The organism is Methylophaga sp. F7, from assembly GCF_056863975.1.
Genome location: NZ_CM166511.1, coordinates 703206 through 721428, shown reverse-complemented (window position 1 = coordinate 721428; position 18223 = coordinate 703206). Strand labels below are relative to the sequence as shown.

At 45.4% G+C, this 18223-nt stretch carries 19 protein-coding genes; 10 read left to right on the top strand and 9 right to left on the bottom strand.

Annotated elements, in window-relative coordinates; genetic code table 11:
* Positions 1 to 32: 32 nt before the first annotated feature.
* The 4 genes from msrB (at position 33) to AC08OG_RS03715 (ending at position 3274) form a co-directional block, all read left to right on the top strand.
* Positions 33 to 437: a peptide-methionine (R)-S-oxide reductase MsrB gene (msrB, locus tag AC08OG_RS03730; RefSeq protein ID WP_292357884.1), complete on the top strand. Its 405-nt coding sequence runs from the start codon at positions 33 to 35 to the stop codon at positions 435 to 437.
* Positions 424 to 693: a GIY-YIG nuclease family protein gene (locus tag AC08OG_RS03725; protein WP_292357883.1), complete on the top strand. Its 270-nt coding sequence runs from the start codon at positions 424 to 426 to the stop codon at positions 691 to 693. The genes msrB and AC08OG_RS03725 overlap by 14 nt, the downstream gene beginning before the upstream one ends.
* A 54-nt stretch (positions 694 to 747) precedes the next feature.
* A complete protein-coding gene (locus tag AC08OG_RS03720) occupies positions 748 to 2346 on the top strand; it encodes an ABC-F family ATPase (protein ID WP_292357881.1) in 1599 nt (532 codons plus the stop codon).
* A 364-nt stretch (positions 2347 to 2710) separates the two neighbouring features.
* Entirely contained in the window at positions 2711 to 3274 is a 564-nt protein-coding gene (locus AC08OG_RS03715) for a BPSL1445 family SYLF domain-containing lipoprotein (protein WP_292357879.1), read from the top strand.
* A gap of 16 nt (positions 3275 to 3290) precedes the next feature.
* Here the strand turns inward: AC08OG_RS03715 and AC08OG_RS03710 are convergent, their stop codons facing one another.
* A complete protein-coding gene (locus AC08OG_RS03710) occupies positions 3291 to 3500 on the bottom strand; it encodes a dodecin (RefSeq protein WP_292357877.1) in 210 nt (69 codons plus the stop codon).
* 12 nt (positions 3501 to 3512) lie between these two features.
* Complete coding sequence (locus AC08OG_RS03705; RefSeq protein WP_292357875.1) at positions 3513 to 4331, bottom strand: formate/nitrite transporter family protein; 819 nt, start codon at positions 4329 to 4331, stop codon at positions 3513 to 3515.
* Between the two features lie 184 nt (positions 4332 to 4515).
* On the opposite strand from AC08OG_RS03705, the gene AC08OG_RS03700 reads away from it, so the two are divergent.
* The 5 genes from AC08OG_RS03700 (at position 4516) to AC08OG_RS03680 (ending at position 9525) form a co-directional block, all read left to right on the top strand.
* Positions 4516 to 6324, top strand: a complete 1809-nt coding sequence (locus tag AC08OG_RS03700; RefSeq protein ID WP_292357873.1) for a DEAD/DEAH box helicase — start codon at positions 4516 to 4518, stop codon at positions 6322 to 6324.
* A gap of 72 nt (positions 6325 to 6396) precedes the next feature.
* Complete coding sequence (locus tag AC08OG_RS03695) at positions 6397 to 7626, top strand: nucleoside recognition domain-containing protein (RefSeq protein WP_292357871.1); 1230 nt, start codon at positions 6397 to 6399, stop codon at positions 7624 to 7626.
* A gap of 162 nt (positions 7627 to 7788) precedes the next feature.
* Positions 7789 to 8430, top strand: coding sequence for a 2OG-Fe(II) oxygenase (locus tag AC08OG_RS03690; protein ID WP_292357869.1), 642 nt, complete (start codon positions 7789 to 7791; stop codon positions 8428 to 8430).
* Entirely contained in the window at positions 8427 to 8990 is a 564-nt protein-coding gene (gene def / locus AC08OG_RS03685) for a peptide deformylase (RefSeq protein WP_292357867.1), read from the top strand. Before AC08OG_RS03690 ends, def begins: the two co-directional genes overlap by 4 nt.
* On the top strand, positions 8974 to 9525 hold the full coding sequence (locus AC08OG_RS03680; protein ID WP_292357865.1) for a pyridoxamine 5'-phosphate oxidase family protein: 552 nt from the start codon (positions 8974 to 8976) through the stop codon (positions 9523 to 9525). Before def ends, AC08OG_RS03680 begins: the two co-directional genes overlap by 17 nt.
* 2 nt (positions 9526 to 9527) lie before the next feature.
* Here AC08OG_RS03680 and AC08OG_RS03675 read toward each other — a convergent pair whose 3' ends face one another.
* The 5 genes from AC08OG_RS03675 to AC08OG_RS03655 form a co-directional block, all read right to left on the bottom strand.
* Positions 9528 to 10580 carry a DUF3549 family protein gene (locus tag AC08OG_RS03675; protein WP_292357863.1) on the bottom strand — a complete coding sequence of 351 codons (1053 nt, stop codon included), beginning with the start codon at positions 10578 to 10580 and terminating at the stop codon, positions 9528 to 9530.
* A 13-nt stretch (positions 10581 to 10593) separates the two neighbouring features.
* The gene (gene argJ / locus AC08OG_RS03670; protein WP_292357861.1) at positions 10594 to 11820 is read right to left on the bottom strand and encodes a bifunctional glutamate N-acetyltransferase/amino-acid acetyltransferase ArgJ; all 1227 of its coding nucleotides are present in this window, start codon (positions 11818 to 11820) and stop codon (positions 10594 to 10596) included.
* Positions 11820 to 14531, bottom strand: coding sequence for a preprotein translocase subunit SecA (gene secA, locus AC08OG_RS03665; RefSeq protein WP_292357859.1), 2712 nt, complete (start codon positions 14529 to 14531; stop codon positions 11820 to 11822). Before secA ends, argJ begins: the two co-directional genes overlap by 1 nt.
* A gap of 136 nt (positions 14532 to 14667) precedes the next feature.
* A complete protein-coding gene (locus AC08OG_RS03660; protein ID WP_482930040.1) occupies positions 14668 to 15105 on the bottom strand; it encodes a M23 family metallopeptidase in 438 nt (145 codons plus the stop codon).
* Positions 15102 to 15587 carry a hypothetical protein gene (locus AC08OG_RS03655; RefSeq protein ID WP_482930039.1) on the bottom strand — a complete coding sequence of 162 codons (486 nt, stop codon included), beginning with the start codon at positions 15585 to 15587 and terminating at the stop codon, positions 15102 to 15104. Before AC08OG_RS03655 ends, AC08OG_RS03660 begins: the two co-directional genes overlap by 4 nt.
* Positions 15588 to 15612: 25 nt before the next feature.
* Between AC08OG_RS03655 and AC08OG_RS03650 the strand changes: the two genes are divergently transcribed.
* Positions 15613 to 16065, top strand: a complete 453-nt coding sequence (locus tag AC08OG_RS03650) for a DUF721 domain-containing protein (RefSeq protein ID WP_292357855.1) — start codon at positions 15613 to 15615, stop codon at positions 16063 to 16065.
* Here the strand turns inward: AC08OG_RS03650 and lpxC are convergent.
* Positions 16062 to 16979 (bottom strand): UDP-3-O-acyl-N-acetylglucosamine deacetylase, encoded by a 918-nt coding sequence (lpxC, locus tag AC08OG_RS03645; protein WP_292357853.1) that lies wholly within the window; start codon positions 16977 to 16979, stop codon positions 16062 to 16064. The two genes, AC08OG_RS03650 and lpxC, sit on opposite strands and share 4 nt — an antisense overlap.
* A gap of 73 nt (positions 16980 to 17052) precedes the next feature.
* Positions 17053 to 18213, bottom strand: coding sequence for a cell division protein FtsZ (gene ftsZ, locus AC08OG_RS03640; RefSeq protein ID WP_292357852.1), 1161 nt, complete (start codon positions 18211 to 18213; stop codon positions 17053 to 17055).
* Positions 18214 to 18223: the final 10 nt, after the last annotated feature.

The window sequence follows — 18223 nt, the reverse complement described above, 5'->3', positions numbered from 1 at the left end:
TTTTTATACAATGCCCGACACGTTGCAATGAGATGAGCAAAATGAACTCTGATTTAAAAACGGATGCACAGTGGCGCCAACAACTTAACGAAGAACAATATCGCATCACCCGGCAGGCGGGCACAGAACCAGCTTTTTCCGGGGAATATGTCGATCACGATGAGAATGGGTGTTATCACTGTGTTTGCTGTGGCCAGGCCTTATTTGCTTCTGATGACAAATTTGATGCCGGTTGCGGTTGGCCAAGTTTTTCCTCACAGCTTGAGCATGGAGTGGTGACTCATCATCCGGATTACAGCCACAATATGGATCGTACCGAAGTTCGCTGTCAGCAATGTGAAGCCCATTTGGGTCATGTATTTGATGACGGCCCCGCCCCTACTGGCCTGCGCTATTGTATTAATTCGGTGGCGCTTGAATTTAATGACAAAGACTGAATGGACGCTGTATATCATTCAAGCTGCTAATGGTTATCTTTACACCGGTATAACCACTGATTTAGAACGTCGTTTAAAACAGCATCAAAACCATAACGGTGGGGCGCGTTTTTTTCATACCAGTGATGCTCACAAAGTGGTGTATCAGGAACAGCATCCTGATCGCAGCAGTGCCAGCCGTCGGGAAGCTGCAATCAAGAAACTCAGCAGGCAACAAAAACTGAACCTTATCGGTAACCCATCAGACCATGTATAATGGCGGGTTTTTTCAGCACGTCTGAATTTCTCCTTTAGATACAGGATTTTAACTTTGTTAAGCACTGCTAACATTACCATGCAATTCGGGGCCAAGCCCCTGTTCGAAAACGTCTCGGTCAAATTCGGTGGTGGCAATCGCTACGGTCTGATTGGCGCCAATGGTTGCGGGAAATCGACGTTTATGAAAATTCTGGCCGGCGTCCAAGAGCCCACCTCCGGTAATGTGAGTTACGACCCCAATGAATCTTATGCCGTATTAAAACAGGATCAGTTTGCTTACGAGGATCAACGCGTTATTGACGTGGTGATTATGGGGCAACCTGATTTATGGGATGTGCATCGTGAGCGCGATCGCATTTATAACTTGCCGGAAATGAGTGAAGAAGATGGTCTGAAAGTCGCTGAACTGGAAGGTCAATATGCGGAAATGGACGGTTACACTGCTGAATCCCGAGCTGGAGAATTATTATTAGGCGTCGGTATTCCGGTTGAACAGCATTATGGCCCGATGAGCGAAATCGCTCCCGGTTGGAAACTACGTATTCTGCTGGCTCAGGTACTGTTTGCTGATCCCGATATTATGTTGCTCGATGAGCCGACCAACCATTTGGATATCAACACTATTCGCTGGCTGGAAGAGGTATTAAGCCAACGTAGCAGCACCATGATCATCATTTCGCATGATCGCCATTTCCTCAATCGTATCTGTACTCATATGGCCGATATGGATTACGGCGAATTACGTATTTATCCAGGAAATTATGATGAATACATGATTGCTTCCACCCAGGCACGTGAACGTCTGCAATCAGACAATGCGAAGAAAAAAGCGCAGATCAAAGAGCTGCAGGAATTCGTCTCACGATTCTCTGCCAATGCTTCCAAAGCAAAACAGGCAACGTCCCGTCAAAAACAAATGGAAAAAATTCAGCTGGATGACATTAAACCTTCCAGCCGGGTGAATCCGTTTATTCGTTTTAATCAGGAAAAGAAACTGTTCCGAAATGCACTGGAAGTCAGCAAGCTGACACAGGGCTACGATAACGAAAAACCGCTGTTTGAAAACTTCAGTTTTATGGCAGAAGTGGGTGAAAAAATTGCCGTGATTGGTCCTAACGGTATCGGTAAAACCACCTTTGTGAAAACACTGGTCGGTGAACTGGCCCCAAAATCCGGCAATGTAAAATGGTCGGAAAATGCCAATATCGGTTATTACGCACAGGATCATGATCATCTGTTTAAAAACAATATGACTCTGTTTGAGTGGATGTCCCAATGGGGTAGCCCTGAAGATGATGAACAGGTTATTCGTGGCACTCTAGGCCGCCTGCTGTTCTCCGGTCATATGATCGATAAAAAGGTCAATGTGCTGTCTGGTGGTGAAAAAGGCCGCATGTTGTTCGGCAAGCTTATTTTGCAAAAACCCAATATTCTGGTGATGGATGAGCCGACCAACCATATGGATATGGAATCTATCGAATCACTTAACCTGGCATTGGAAAATTACGAAGGCACATTGATCTTCGTCTCCCATGACCGTGAATTTGTATCGTCATTGGCAACACGTGTGTTTGATATGGAAAATGAAGGTATCACTGACTTTACCGGCAGCTATGATGAGTACCTTAAAAGTCTTGGTATTAATAACTAGGGCTTGTTGGTCTTACATCTCCGCCTCTGTTGTGAGCTGAAGGGCTGTGACTATTTTTGCGGCCGCCTGCGTTGTATGAAATACATCCCTGTATTTCACCGCTACGCGGCCAGCTAAGCTGTTCAAATGAGTTCCAGACTCATTTGTCAATCACTTATGTAGGAAGGCTACACTGCGTGCTTTCCGCCTTGTCGGACACAAAAATAGCCGCCAGCAGTGGTGGATATGAAAGAGCAACAAACCCTAGGCTCGACACTTCTAATCCGGGTCAATGCGCTTTATCGGCGCATTGACCGACCTACTTCCCTGTATTCATTTCGCATGCTATTTTGAAATCCCAATAACGTCGTTGAGGATTTTCAGCATGTTATACCGACAAATGTTTTATCTCCCTGTTTTATTAGCGATATTTTTCGCTTTTGCATTGTTTACTCTATCTGCACCATCCCAAGCAGCATCTGCCACTGAAATTGATATCAAAGTCGATGAAGCTCTGAAACGTTTCAAGAGTGAAGTTTCTGGTGGAGATCGTTTCCTCGAAAAAGCAAAAGGCGTATTAGTTTTTCCGGATGTCATTAAAGCCGGATTTGGTATTGGCGGTGAATATGGTGAAGGTGCACTTCGCATCGGCGGCAGCACTGTGGATTATTACAATACTGCGGGTGCCTCGATCGGCTTTCAATTGGGAGCCCAACAAAAAACGGTGATCCTGGTATTTATGAATGATCAGGCTTTAAAACAATTTCGTGACAGCGAGGGTTGGAAAGCCGGGGTTGATGGTTCGGTAGCAGTAGTTGAATGGGGCGTGGGTGAAGATATCAATACTACTGATATCAAAGATCCGATTGTTGGCTTTGTCTTCAGTAACAAAGGGTTGATGTATAACTTGACGCTCGAAGGCGCCAAGTTTACCAAGCTCAATAAGTAGTATTGGAGGCCTGTTTTTAGCCTTCGATACGAAAACCGATTTTGATAGTGACCTGCCAGTAACGGACTCCGCCGTTTTCGATATAACCGCGAGTGTCCGTTACTTCAAACCAATGCAGGTTTTTAACGGTCTCAGCAGCTTTTGCAATCGCGTTCTCAATGGCTTTATCTGAACTTTCAGCAGAGCTGCCAGTGATTTCAATATGTTTATAAACATGTTCAGTCATAATAATTCCTTGTTATTTGCGTAAATAGATAAACCAGTAAAACAGGCCGACAAAGATACTGCCTCCCAGCATATTGCCCAATGTCACCGGGATCAAGTTATGCCAGAAAAAACCACCAATCGTTAACTGTTCTGAGATGACGAGTGAGGTTTCTGCTTGTGTTTCTGCCAGTAACCCAGCCGGAATAAAAAACATATTAGCAACAGAGTGTTCAAATCCAAGAGCGACAAAGGCGGTAATAGGAAAAATTACTGCCAGCACTTTATCAGTCACACTGCGCCCCGCCATACACAACCAGACGGCTAGACATACAAGGATATTGCACAATACACCACGAGTGAACGCCTCAATCCAGCTCAGATTCACTTTACTGTCAGCAATCGCCACCACTTTATGGCCAAGAGCCCCATCGCCCTGCCACCATAAGCCACTTAAATACATCAACAATAAAATGCCCATTGCCCCCATAAAATTGCCAATATAAACAATTGCCCAATTCTGAATCAGTTGCCTAAAACTAATCAGGCCATCGATACAGGCCATCACCAATAAGTTGTTACCGGTAAATAATTCTGCCCCGGCAACCACCACCAGAATCAATCCCAGGCAAAATGCCAATCCGCCAATTAGTCGCATAATTCCAGCAGGCATATTGCCAACGTCAAAGGTCACCAGTGTAAAGAATGCCGCTCCCAGCGCGATAAACGCTCCAGCTAATAATGAGAGAGCAAAAACTCTTAATGGATCCACAGTACATTTGCTCATACTGATTTTTTCCAGACGACGAGCAATTTCTGCCGGGGTATAAGCATCAACTGAAAATGGATCCATGATATTTTCCCAATTATGAAAAACAAGTTAGATGATAATCACATACATGTGCTTACAGCACCATGCCCATCGAAATAAATGAATGATTTTGCTATCTTTTCATTGAGTGGGCACGTATAATTGCATGCTCGCAAATGTCACTTTTACAGCTTTGTTTCCAAAGCTGCCCATCACAGGTTATTCAATGTCCACACCAGAAAACGATTCAACACCCTCATTCGCTGAGTTAGGGTTAGCTGCTCCAATTTTACAAGCTGTACAACAAGCCGGTTATGAAACACCTTCGCCAATTCAGGCGCAAAGTATTCCACCTTTACTTGCTGGTAGAGATTTACTTGGTCAGGCCCAAACCGGTACCGGTAAAACCGCTGCCTTTGCCTTACCGCTGTTAAGCCGTATAGATCTGAAAAACAAAGCCACCCAAATGTTGGTGTTAGCACCGACTCGTGAATTGGCTATTCAGGTTTCAGAAGCGATCCAAAGCTACGCTCGTCACCTGAAAGATTTCCATATTCTGCCAATTTATGGCGGTCAAAGCATGGGCATCCAATTACGCTCATTACAACGTAAACCACAAGTTGTTGTCGGTACGCCGGGTCGTATTCTGGATCACATTCGTCGTGGCACATTGAAGCTGGATAAACTTGAAGCATTAGTGCTTGATGAAGCTGATGAAATGCTGCGTATGGGCTTTATTGATGATGTAGAAACCATCCTTAAAGAAACCCCCGAAAAACGTCAGGTAGCTTTATTCTCCGCTACCATGCCTGGTCCTATTCACCGTGTTGCACAGAAATATCTGAAAGATCCGGTGGATGTACGCATTCAATCCAAAACATCAACTGTCACCACCATTAACCAGCGTTACTGGCAAGTAACCGGTATGCACAAACTGGATGCGTTAACCCGCATTCTGGAAGTCGAAGACTTTGATGGCATGATCATCTTCGTGCGCACTAAAAACGCCACTGTTGAGCTGGCTGAAAAGCTGGAAGCTCGTGGTTATTCTGCTTCGGCGATTAATGGCGATATGAATCAGGCATTGCGTGAAAAAACCATCGAACGCATGAAAAAAGGCAGTATTGATATCCTGATTGCCACCGACGTCGCTGCACGTGGTCTGGATATCGAACGCATGAGCCATGTGGTCAACTACGATATTCCTTACGATACCGAGTCCTATGTGCATCGTATTGGCCGTACCGGTCGTGCTGGTCGTAAAGGTGAGGCCATTCTGTTTGTCTCCCCTCGCGAAACACGTATGTTAAGTGCCATCGAGAAAGCCACGCGCCAGGTAATTACCAAAATGCAATTACCGAGCAGTGAAGATATTGCTGATCGCCGTGTTCTGCAATTCATGGAACAACTCAGTGAAACCATTGAGTCTCAGGAACTGGCTTATTTCGAAACCTTAATCAGTCAATATCAACAGGAACATAATGCCGACCCGATTGAAATCGCTGCCGCATTAGCCTTTTTGGTACAGAAAGACCGTCCGTTAAAACCGGTTAAACATGTTACACAACGACCAGCTCGTGAAGAACGCGAACGCGGACCACGTCAGGAACGTGGTGAACGTCCTGCCCGGGGCAGCCGTGAAGACCGTCCACCAAGAGAAAAACGGGCTCCACGTCCACATCCAAATGAGCCGGATATGGATACTTACCGTGTTGAAGTCGGTCGCGCCGACAAAATTGAACCACGGAATCTGGTAGGCGCAATTGCTAATGAGTCAGGTATCGAAAGTCAATTTATCGGCCGTATTACCATTAATGAGGATCATAGTCTGATTGACTTGCCACAAGGCATGCCAAAAGATATGTTCCAGCAAATACGCAAGGTTTGGGTCAATAACAAACAACTGAATATGAGCCTGGCGACTGATGAAGCTGTTGCGGAAAGTGCGGCAGCCCGCCCATCACGCCGTAACTTCAGCAAAGATCGTAAAGACGGTCCAAAAAGCAAACCAGCCAGGAAGTTTAAGAAAAGCTAAAAACTAAACTCTCTCAATAATAAAAAGTCACTGCCAGCAGTGACTTTTTTTGAGCATGCCACAATAGCGTTCATGCTGAATATCATCTGGGTCGCCTTTTTTCTCATTGCCTTTGCAGTGGCTTTATTTAAGCTGCTGGTGTTAGGCGACACCGAAATTTTCAACCAGATCATGCAGGCAATGTTTGCCCTGTCCAAAACAGCTTTTGAAATTGCACTTGGCCTGACCGGTATTCTTGCCCTGTGGCTGGGTATTATGAAAATTGGCGAACGCAGTGGCTTTGTCGAATTATTGACCCGAGGATTATCCCCGCTTTTTACACGGCTGATGCCAGAGGTACCAAAGAATCATCCGGCCCTCGGAGCGATGGTGATGAACATCTCAGCCAATGCGCTTGGACTGGATAATGCCGCGACCCCATTAGGTATTAAAGCAATGCAGGAACTGCAAAAGCTTAATCCGTTAAAAGATACCGCCAGTAACGCCCAGATCCTGTTTCTGGTAATTAATACCTCTGCCGTTACGTTATTTCCAGTCACTATTTTTACCTATCGCGCTCAGATGGGTTCTGCCAATCCTACAGACGTATTTATACCATTGTTAATTGCCACCTATTTTTCCACCTTGATTGGTTTAATCACTGTGGCGGCAGTACAGAAAATTAACCTTCTGGACCGGGTAGTGTTGATGTATCTGGGGGGATTCAGTGCCTTTGTATTTGGTCTGTTAGCCTATTTTTCCAGTCTGGAACAATCACAGATGCTGGTGCAATCCGCCATTATCAGCAATGTCGTCATTTTTTCATTGGTCATCGCATTTATAGTGGCGGCGGCATGGCAACGGGTCAATGCTTACGAGGCTTTTATTGAAGGGGCCAAAGAAGGTTTCTCGACGGCAGTAATGATTATTCCCTATCTGGTTGCCATGTTGGTGGCAATTGGCGTTTTCCGTGCCAGTGGGGCGCTTGACTTGATTGCAGATGGTATTCGTTCCGGCGTACTGGCGCTGGGAATGGATGATAGGTTTGTCGATGCATTACCCACTGCGTTAATGAAGCCTTTCAGTGGCAGCGGGGCTCGTGCCATGATGATCGATACCATGGAAGTACATGGGGCAGATTCATTTGCCGGAAGACTTGCTTCAATAGTTCAGGGCAGCACTGAAACCACTTTTTATGTGTTGGCGGTTTATTTTGGTGCGGTTGGAATTCAGAAAATCCGTCATGCTGTTGCCTGTGGACTGGCAGCAGATGTTGCCGGCATCACCGCAGCCATTCTGGTCGCCTACTGGTTTTTCGGTTGAAAGATTATTGCCTGATTTTTTTTGCTGCCAGCAATAACGACACCAGCACAAAATAATCCTTCAAAGAAAATCAAATTCTGCTACATTCTATCGCCCGTTCAATGGCTTAGCTATGTCAATTAACCATAACAAAGTTACTCACTCTTCTGGAGAATCGCTTCTTTGAACGCTCAGTCTGTTGTTGATTATGCCGTATTTGATCTGATTGCTGATGCGCTGACCACCCACGGTTATTGTATCCTGCCACAATTATTGCCTCCCGCTTTAACCCATGATCTATACCGCAGAGTTGCCCGTCTGGATGAGCATAATGACTTAAGTCAGGCCGGAATAGGCCGGGAACGACAACATCAGCTAAATGAGAAAATCCGCACCGATGAAACCCGTTGGCTAGACCCGGATAATAGCATCGACCTGGCATATCTCACCCATATGGCAGATTTCCGGCTGGCAATGAATCAACGGTTGTTTCTCGGCTTGTTTGATTATGAATCACACTACGCCCATTATCCTTCAGGGGCCTTCTACAAACGTCATGTCGATGCATTTAAAGGTCAGTCCAACCGTGTATTAACAACGGTGATGTATTTAAACCCATTCTGGCAAACTCAGGATGGTGGCCAATTGCAGATCTATGACATCAATGATGATAATCTGATTCTATCTGTTGAACCTGAAATGGGCACATTTGTGGTTTTTTTAAGTGAGCAGTTTCCGCATGAAGTTCTCCCCTCGAAACGGGATCGTTACAGCATTGCAGGCTGGTTCCGGATTCAGGATCCATTGCAGGCCCCGATAATATGAACACATCTTTTAACATTCTGGAATTAGGTCAGGATGATTTACGTCGAATTGCCCAGCCGGTATCCGAGATAAACGACCCTGTATTACAACAAAAAATTGATGATCTGATCACCTTTGTTCAACAGCGTGGGGGTATGGGGATTGCCGCCACGCAAGTTGGTATTAACCAACGCTTTTTTATTATGTCGAGTCATCCTAATGAGCGTTATCCCTATGCACCCGAGATGCCGGCAACCTGTGTAATAAATCCCGAAATTGTCTGGCACTCAGCGCATACAGAAAAAGACTGGGAAGGTTGTTTGAGTGTTCCCGGTCTTCGAGCTCTGGTACCACGTTATCAGCAAATACAAGTGCGCTACTGGTTGCGTGATGCTACTCAGGTTGAAACCACATATGAGGGCTTTATGGCTCGATTGTTTCAACATGAACTGGATCATCTGGACGGAAAAGTTTTTGTCGATCGGGTGGAATCGACAATGGAAATGATGACCGAATCCAGCTGGCGTTCAATGCTGGCTGAAAAATCCAAGGGCAGAGACAATAATGGCACAACAGTTTGATTCGCTATCTGATCGTTTGATTCAGTTTATTCATCAACAACATCTGTTTTTTGTAGCAACAGCGACGGCTGACAGCCGTGTTAATGTTTCCCCAAAGGGAATGGACTCGTTAAGAGTTTTAAACAGTAATCGTTTAGTCTGGCTGAACGTGACCGGTAGCGGCAATGAAACAGCTGCGCATATTGAGGAATCCCCTCGAATGACCATCATGTTTTGTGCATTTGAAGGAAAGCCATTGATTCTACGAGTCTATGGTCAGGCTCGTGCAATACATCAAAAAGATCCTGAGTGGCAGAGTCTGTATGGCTTATTTGATCCATTACCTGGTGCCAGACAGATTTTTATTCTGGATATCGATCTGGTTCAGACCTCATGTGGTATGGCTGTACCTTATTTTGAATTTGTCGGTGAACGCGAACTACTGAATAACTGGGCTGAACGCAAAGGTGAAACTGGTATTAAAGAATATTGGCGGGAAAAAAATCAATTCAGCCTGGATGGAATTGAAACTGATATTGTAAAAAAGAATATTTGATCCTATTGACCGAACATTTCCCCAACGGCTTTTGCCAGAGTTTCCGAACGTTTTGGATTACGCAAAGCCTGCATAACCGGCTCTCGCATCCCTGGTATAAATAACAGATCGGCCAATAACTGGCTGAAACCGGCCTGGCCAGCATCGTTATGAGCAAGTTGCTCAAGATACAGCTCACAGATTGGCTGTTTGGCCAGTGCCAACCAGATTCGACCACTTACTATTGCCAGCACTTCAATTTCGCGACTGCAACGATGTTTCAGCACCTGAGTCACCATACGCTCCACTAAACCACGAGCAGGACTATTGGAAGCTGCCCGTAAACAGGAAATGATTTTGGCTGTATCGGGTTGTTTTTCCTGTAACTGATTATCTACTTGCTGTGCCAATACTTCGACTACCCCTGCTGCAGGGCTTGCATGCTCCAGCAAAACGCATAAATTATGAAATGGTTCCTGAGGCAATTTAGGCAATGTATTAATCAATCCTAATGTACCTTCATTGGTATCCAGACGAATAGCAAAATCAGCTAATCCCTGCATCGCCAAGCCAGGCCATTTATCCAAAGGGAGATCGCCAGTGAAGTAACGATAGGCGGCATCGTAATATTTGGAGGGGCGCTGTTTCAGTGCATGCGTAGCGTGAGCATTAAATGCGGCCATTCGATCCTGACGTGGCTGAAAGGTGAACGGACTGTCCTGCAGAGCTCCCTGAATTTTTTCACCATCGGCGGCGGCCAACATTGCTTCGCCGAGCCTTTCCAATAACATCATCAGAAAAGCATCACGGGCATCTGGAACCAGTAATCCCTGCTCATCCAGCGGAAACTTAAGAAACCATACATAGTGATTTTCTGGGGCATCCGGATGCCAGAAGATAATGCCTATTTGGGCGTGACGTTTGAAAGGATAAGGGTAAGGCTGCTGGCAATTATCAAAACTGACAAACTGTTCCGGGGTTAATTTACCAACCCGGCGCCCCATATCAAACACCCGGTATTGTGCACCACTTTGCCTGAGAAACTTGCTAAGTGTGTTGAACTGTCCAATATCCATATCCTGCTCCGTATCAGGTACGGTATTCTGCGTTTATCTTGACGTAATCGTAAGAAAAATCACAGGTCCAGACTGTTTTGGCAACGTTGCCTCTACCCAGTTTTACCCGAATGGTTATTTCAGATTGTGACATGACCTGCTGGCCTTTTTCTTCAGTATAGTCAGCAGCAGGCTGGCCCCCATCGACAATACATACGTTATCCAGGTAAATGGCGATTTTCGATAAATCCAGACTGGGCAAGCCACTTCGACCGACCGCTGCCAGAATTCGCCCCCAGTTTGGGTCAGAGGCAAACAATGCAGTTTTTACCAACGGTGAATGAGCAATGGTATAGGCGACCTGCCGACATTCATCTGCATCAGCACCCTGTTGAACATCAATGCTGATAAATTTGGTTGCGCCTTCACCATCGCGAACAATGGCCTGGGCCAGGAAGCGACTTAAACTATTTAAGGCCTCAATAAATTGTTGTGCATCACTGCTATCAATATCATCAATAATCGAATTACCTGCCAGACCAGTAGCAATCAAGACACAGGCATCATTGGTTGAGGTATCGCCATCAACGGTAATACTGTTAAAAGACTGCTCCATCGAAACGTCAAGCATCTTTTGTAATGTGGAGGCACTTATAGCGGCATCCGTGGCGATATAAGACAACAAGGTCGCCATATCTGGTCGAATCATGCCTGAGCCTTTTGCGATGCCTGTCAGTGTGATTGGCTGTCCATTTAACGACAGTTCAACTGAACGCGCTTTGGCAATGGTGTCGGTGGTCATGATGGCGTGTGCTGCAGCAAACCAGTTATCAGCAGCTAGTTTGGTAAACGCCTCAGGTAACGCATTGGTAATTTTATCAACAGGTAACGGCTGCCCTATAACGCCGGTGGAAAATGGCAATACAGCACGGGTATCACATTCTGCTAGCTGAGCCACCGCCTGGCAACATGCTTTTGCTGCCGCCATACCCGCGTCACCGGTTCCAGCATTGGCGTTTCCAGAATTGATCAGTAAATAGCGTGTAGATGATTGTTGCTGATGCTCTCTGGCTAATAATACCGGGGCTGCACAAAATGCATTACGGGTATAAACCGCTGCGGTATGACTTCCAGATGCCAGTTCAATTAAAACCACATCCTGACGCCCTGGCTTTTTAATCCCAGCGCTCGTAGTGGCAAGGCGAACACCTTTTACAGGCTTTAATTCAGCAGCAATTGGAGCAGATAAATTTACTGCCATTATTTGACAGCGCCGTGGCAATTCTTGAATTTTTTACCACTTCCACATGGGCATGGATCATTACGACCAACTTTTTTACCATCTCGCGTTAGCGGCTGGTTCGCAGTAGGATGTTCTGCCTCGGCTTCTGCTTCAGAGGAGGCACTTTCATGCTGATACTCCACATCAGCAGATTGACGGCGTTGCTCATCAACCGCCGCGACATCTTCCGGCGCACGCACTTTAACACGGGAAATCAGGCTGATAACTTCATGTTTCAGGCTGTCCAACATAGCAGTAAACAACTGGAAAGCTTCACGTTTGTATTCCTGCTTGGGATCTTTTTGGGCATAACCACGCAGATTGATACCCTGACGTAAATAATCCATTTGAGCCAGATGTTCTTTCCACTGCGTGTCCAGAGTTTGCAGCATGATGGCTTTTTCAAAATGACGCATCAACTCAGCCCCGACAGTAGCTTCTTTTGCCTGACAGGCTGCTTCGGCTTCCTCGATAATTCTTTCACGCAAACTTTCTTCGTGCAGATTATCATCTGCCTCCAACCAGCCGCTGATATCTAATTCCAGAGCGAAATCATCGCGTAAAGCCTGTTCCAGTCCACTGACATTCCATTGTTCATCAATACTATTAGGTGGAATGTACAGACTGATAACGTCGTTAATGACGCTGCTACGCATTGAAACAATTGTTTCTGATACATCATCCGCAGCCATTAATTCATTGCGCTGCTCATAAATTACTTTACGTTGATCGTTGGCAACATCATCAAACTGCAGTAACTGTTTACGAATATCAAAGTTGTGTCCTTCAACCTTACGTTGAGCATTTTCAATGGCTCTGCTGACCCATGGATGCTCAATAGCTTCACCCTCTTCCATACCCAGTTTCTGCATCAATCCGGCCATGCGTTCAGAAGCAAAAATCCGCATCAGGTTATCTTCGAGCGACAGATAAAAACGGGTTGAGCCCGGATCACCCTGACGACCGGAACGACCACGCAGCTGATTATCAATACGACGTGATTCATGTCGTTCGGTACCGATAATATGTAAACCACCCGCTTGCAAAACCAAATCATGACGTTGTTGCCATTCGGCTTTCACTTTAGCTTTAGCAGCTTCATCAGCCTCTTCACTCAGCTTGTCCAGCTCTGCTTCAAGACTGCCACCGAGAACAATATCTGTACCACGACCCGCCATATTGGTTGCGATAGTGACTGATCCCGGTTTACCCGCTTCAGCGATAATATGTGCCTCTTTTTCATGAAATTTTGCGTTCAGAACTTCATGTGGAATTTTGGCTTTGGTCAGTAATTTATCCAGATATTCTGAGCTTTCAATTGAGGCCGTACCGACAAGAACAGGTTGTTTTCGCTGCACACAGTCCTGAATATCAAGCAATATCGCATCAAACTTTTCTTTTGCTGTCAGATAAATTCTATCGGCTTCGTCTTTACGCTGCATTGGACGATGTGTCGGAATAACCACAACTTCCAGACCATAGATTGACTGCAATTCATAGGCTTCAGTATCCGCTGTACCGGTCATGCCGGACAGCTTTTTGTAAAGACGGAAGTAATTCTGGAAAGTAATGGAAGCGAGGGTCTGGTTTTCGTTTTGAATTTTGACCCCTTCCTTGGCTTCAATAGCCTGGTGTAAGCCTTCTGACCAGCGACGTCCGGGCATGGTACGACCGGTAAATTCGTCGACAATGATTATCTGATCATCCTGAACAATGTATTCAACATCCCGATGAAATAATACATGTGCACGAAGCGCTGCAGTTACGTGATGCATCAAACCAATATTGGCCGCATCATACAGGCTGGCATCTTCATCCAACAGGCCTGTTTCGGTTAATAAATGCTCAATTTTTTCATGGCCAGCTTCGGTAAAATGTACCTGTTTGTTTTTTTCATCAATGGTGTAATCACCCGGCACGGTGATATCTTCATCTTCACCTTCCTGCCGGGTCAGACTGGGAATCAACTTGTTTATCTGCACATAACGCTCAGAACTGTCCTCAGCTGGCCCAGAGATAATCAATGGCGTGCGGGCTTCGTCAATTAGGATGGAGTCAACTTCATCGATAACAGCAAAATTTAATGGACGCTGCACTCTATCTTCGAGACGAAAGGCCATGTTATCGCGCAGGTAATCAAAACCAAATTCGTTATTGGTACCGTAGGTAATATCTGCAGCATATGCTGCACGCCGTTCGTCACCACTCAGTCCACTGACAATGACGCCTGTGGTCAAACCGAGGAAACCATAAAGTTTGCTCATCCAGGCCGCATCACGTTTGGCAAGGTAATCATTGACGGTAATAACATGGACGCCTTCCCCGCTCAGGGCATTCAAATATACTGCGAGCGTAGCTACCAGCGTTTTACCCTCGCCGGTTTTCATTTCGGCAATTTTTCCGTCATTCAGCACCATACCGCCTATCAACTGCACGTCAAAATGGCGCATTTCCATAATGCGTTTACCGGCTTCACGTACGACAGCAAATGCTTCTACCAGGATATCATTCAGTGTTTGCCCATCATCCAGTCTTTGTTTGAATTCTATGGTTTTGGATTTTAAAGCGGCATCGTCAAGCTTTTCATACTCGCTTTCCAATTCATTGATGAGGCTGACCTGTTTTTGCAGTTTTTTGATTACACGATCGTTACGACTGCCAAAAACCTTACTGAAAAACTTGCCTACCATGACTTAAACTACCTGTTGAATGTGCCGAATTGACGACAGTTTGATTAAACGCGTGATTATAACGCGTACTGTTGGGAAGATCGAAGACTCACCGCATTTTTTTAAGTGGTGTCTGATTTTTCAAATACAAGAGGAATTATTCGATGTAATTAAACGGATTAACGGATTTACCGTCTCTTAATACTTCGAAATGAACATGAGGTCCAGTTGAACGACCAGTTGATCCCATCAGCGCAATAACATCTCCTTTGTTAACACGATCTCCGGTACTGACATTGATGGTTTTGTTATGCGCATAGCGGGTTACATAGCCATTTCCATGGTCAATTTCAACCAGTCCACCGTATCCACCACGCATGCCCGCCCAGCTGACAATTCCATCCGCCACAGAAATCACTGAGCTACCGGTTTTTCCGGCAAAATCGAGTCCATCATGGAAAGCTTTTTTCCCATTAAATGGATCAACGCGATAGCCATAGAAAGAAGATAACCAGCCATCAACCACAGGACGACCACTTGGTATGGCTCCGGCGATATTCTCATTTGTAATCAGAAACTCTTGTAATGCCGTCAAGGTATCCTGTTGATCAGCAAAATCCTGTGAGAGACGAACCAGACTTTCTTCAAATTCGGCGTTTGATAACCAGTCACCGGAATTTTCAATACCCCCATCCCGGGAGCAAATTCCAAATCAAAGTCAGAAAGTTCAAAACCTGCAATTTCAGCTAATCGCTGACTAAGCATTTTCAGACGAATGGCCTCAGCCTGTAAGCCCCCTAACTGCTGCGCGTAAAAACCCTGAATGGCTTCATTTGCGGTTGTGTCATCACTGATAGAGAGGGGATCGGTTTTCGGGGTGAGGAGTCGAGCGGTTGGGAAAAATTTTGAGTCTACTGTATCGTTAATAGCTGTCTTATCTTTTATATAATTCATTGTAGAGACAGTTATCGCAATCGTCATGGTTAATAGAAATGTGACTAGCAGCATCAATTTCGTTCGGCTTAAATGCCAATGCTTGTGGCCGGTATTGTCGGCGGATATTATGATAATCTGCATACTTATCCTCGTCCCGGATTGAGACATGTCAAATAAACCGCTTCATTTCAGTACTGTTTGCCAGGCAAACCAGCAATTACAACAAATTTCGAAGCGCGCTCAAAAATTAACCCAGCTTAACAGCATTCTGCAAGAAATTTTACCTTCGCAGTTCGCAGGACATTGCCAGCTGGCGAATATGAAAGACAATAAAATCATCATACATACAGAAAACGCGGCAATTGCCAGCTTATTACGCTTTCATTCCGCTACTATTTGTAAAACATTTTCCAGCGAGTTGTCTACGCAAATTGAACGTGTTGAGGTAAAAGTAAAACCTCAGCACCCGACCGAGAAGTCGGCAAAATCTAATATGATCGATATGTCTAATAACAACGCAGCGCTGATTGCTCAGACCGCCGCCGGGTTAGACGATGGTCAGCTCAAAACAGCGCTGCATAAACTCGCTAAGCGAGGTAAAACTCGTGACAACTCCTAGCTGACAATTGAAGCGGCAGGCCGACTGAACACAATAGGTGCATCAGCATCTTCTTCAAAAGTTACCAGTTCCCAACAATCTTCCTGAGCAATGAGTTTGCGTAACAGTCGATTGTTCACTTCATGACCGGATTTATGTCCGACGAATGCACCGATCAGACTATGGCCCAACAGGTATAAATCACCGATCGCATCAAGTACTTTATGACGGACAAACTCGTCTTCATAACGAAGACCATCTTCATTTAAAACACGGAAATCATCTACAACAATGGCATTATCCATACTACCACCCAGCGCCAGATTCATTTCCCGCAGTTTTTCGATATCTTTCATAAAACCGAAGGTTCTGGCACGACTGACTTCACGAACAAATGATGTGGAGGAGAAATCAACATCAACCTGTTGTGGTCTGCCGGTAAAGGCCGGGTGCTCAAAATCAATGGTAAAAGAGACTTTGAATCCCTCAAATGGCTCGAACTTGGCCCATTTATCACCATCTTCCAGTAATACAGGCTTTTTAATACGGATAAATTGCTTAGCAACTGCCTGTTCTTCAATACCTGCAGATTGCACCAGAAACACAAAAGGTCCGGCACTGCCGTCCATGATAGGAACTTCTGCTGCATTGAGATCAATATAAGCATTATCGATACCCAGCCCGGCAAAGGCTGAAAGTAAATGTTCCACTGTTGAGACCCGCTGACCATTCTGAATCAATGTGGTTGACAGGGCTGTCTCACCCACATTTTCAGCTTTGGCCTCGATTTCAACAACCGGATCCAGATCGACTCGTCGGAAAATAATGCCAGTATTAGGGGCAGCCGGACGCAGCGTTAAATAGACCATTTCACCGCTGTGCAATCCCACACCTGTGGCACGAATCACATTTTTCAATGTTCGTTGCTTTATCAAGGTGCTTTACCCCCTTTTCTAGTTTAATTATCTGACAATAATATCATAGGCTTATACGACTTCACCATCTACATTAATCAGCCTGTCTTCGCAAAAATGCCGGAATGTCCAGATAATCCATGTTGACATCACCATTAGCCACTTGTTTATGTTCGTTGTTACGACCATTTCGTAAAACAGTTGGTTCATCATAGTCAATGTCAACCGGCTTCTTAACAATTTCGATTTGCGGTGCTGCGGTTGTCGTCTCAACGGGTTTTGCTACTGCCGCTCTTGCAACGCCCAACCCGGTTGCCACTACGGTTACCCGTAACTCATCGGTCATATCAGGATCAATCACCGTACCAACCACTACTGTTGCGTCCTCTGAAGCAAATTCTTTAATAGTGTTACCCACTTCTTCAAATTCACCAATACTCATATCCAGGCCAGCGGTGATATTAACCAGTACGCCACGCGCACCCGCCAAATCAACATCTTCCAGTAACGGGCTTGAAACAGCCAGTCTGGCGGCTTCTGCAGCGCGGTTTTCACCTGAAGCCCGGCCGGTTCCCATCATAGCCATACCCATCTCAGACATAACTGTGCGTACGTCAGCAAAGTCAACGTTAATCATACCTTCACGGGTAATCAGTTCGGCAATACCCTGAACTGCACCCAGCAGGACATCATTAGCTGATTTAAACGCATTAAGCAGGCTCATTTCCTTACCCAACACTTTCAGCAGTTTTTCATTTGGAATAGTAATCAGTGAATCTACATGCTGACTTAACTCTTCAATACCAGCGGTAGCCACTTTCAGTCTTTTGCCGCCTTCAAAAGGAAATGGTTTGGTGACAACTGCAACCGTTAAAATTCCCATCTCTTTAGCAACTTGTGCGACTACTGGCGCAGCTCCGGTACCTGTACCGCCGCCCATACCAGCAGTGATGAAGACCATATCAGCGCCGCTGATGACTTCCATAATACGTTCACGGTCTTCCAATGCAGCTTGTCGACCTACATCAGGGTTGGCACCGGCACCCAGCCCTTTAGTAATATCAGTACCTAATTGTAAATGTGTAGTGGCATTACTTTTACGTAAAGCCTGTGCATCCGTATTGGCACAGATAAAATCAACACCTTCGATTTTATTGGCCACCATGTGTTCCAAAGCGTTACCGCCACCGCCACCTACACCGATGACTTTGATAACCGCATTTGCTGTATATGTATCAATCAATTCAAATGTCATGATTTTCTCC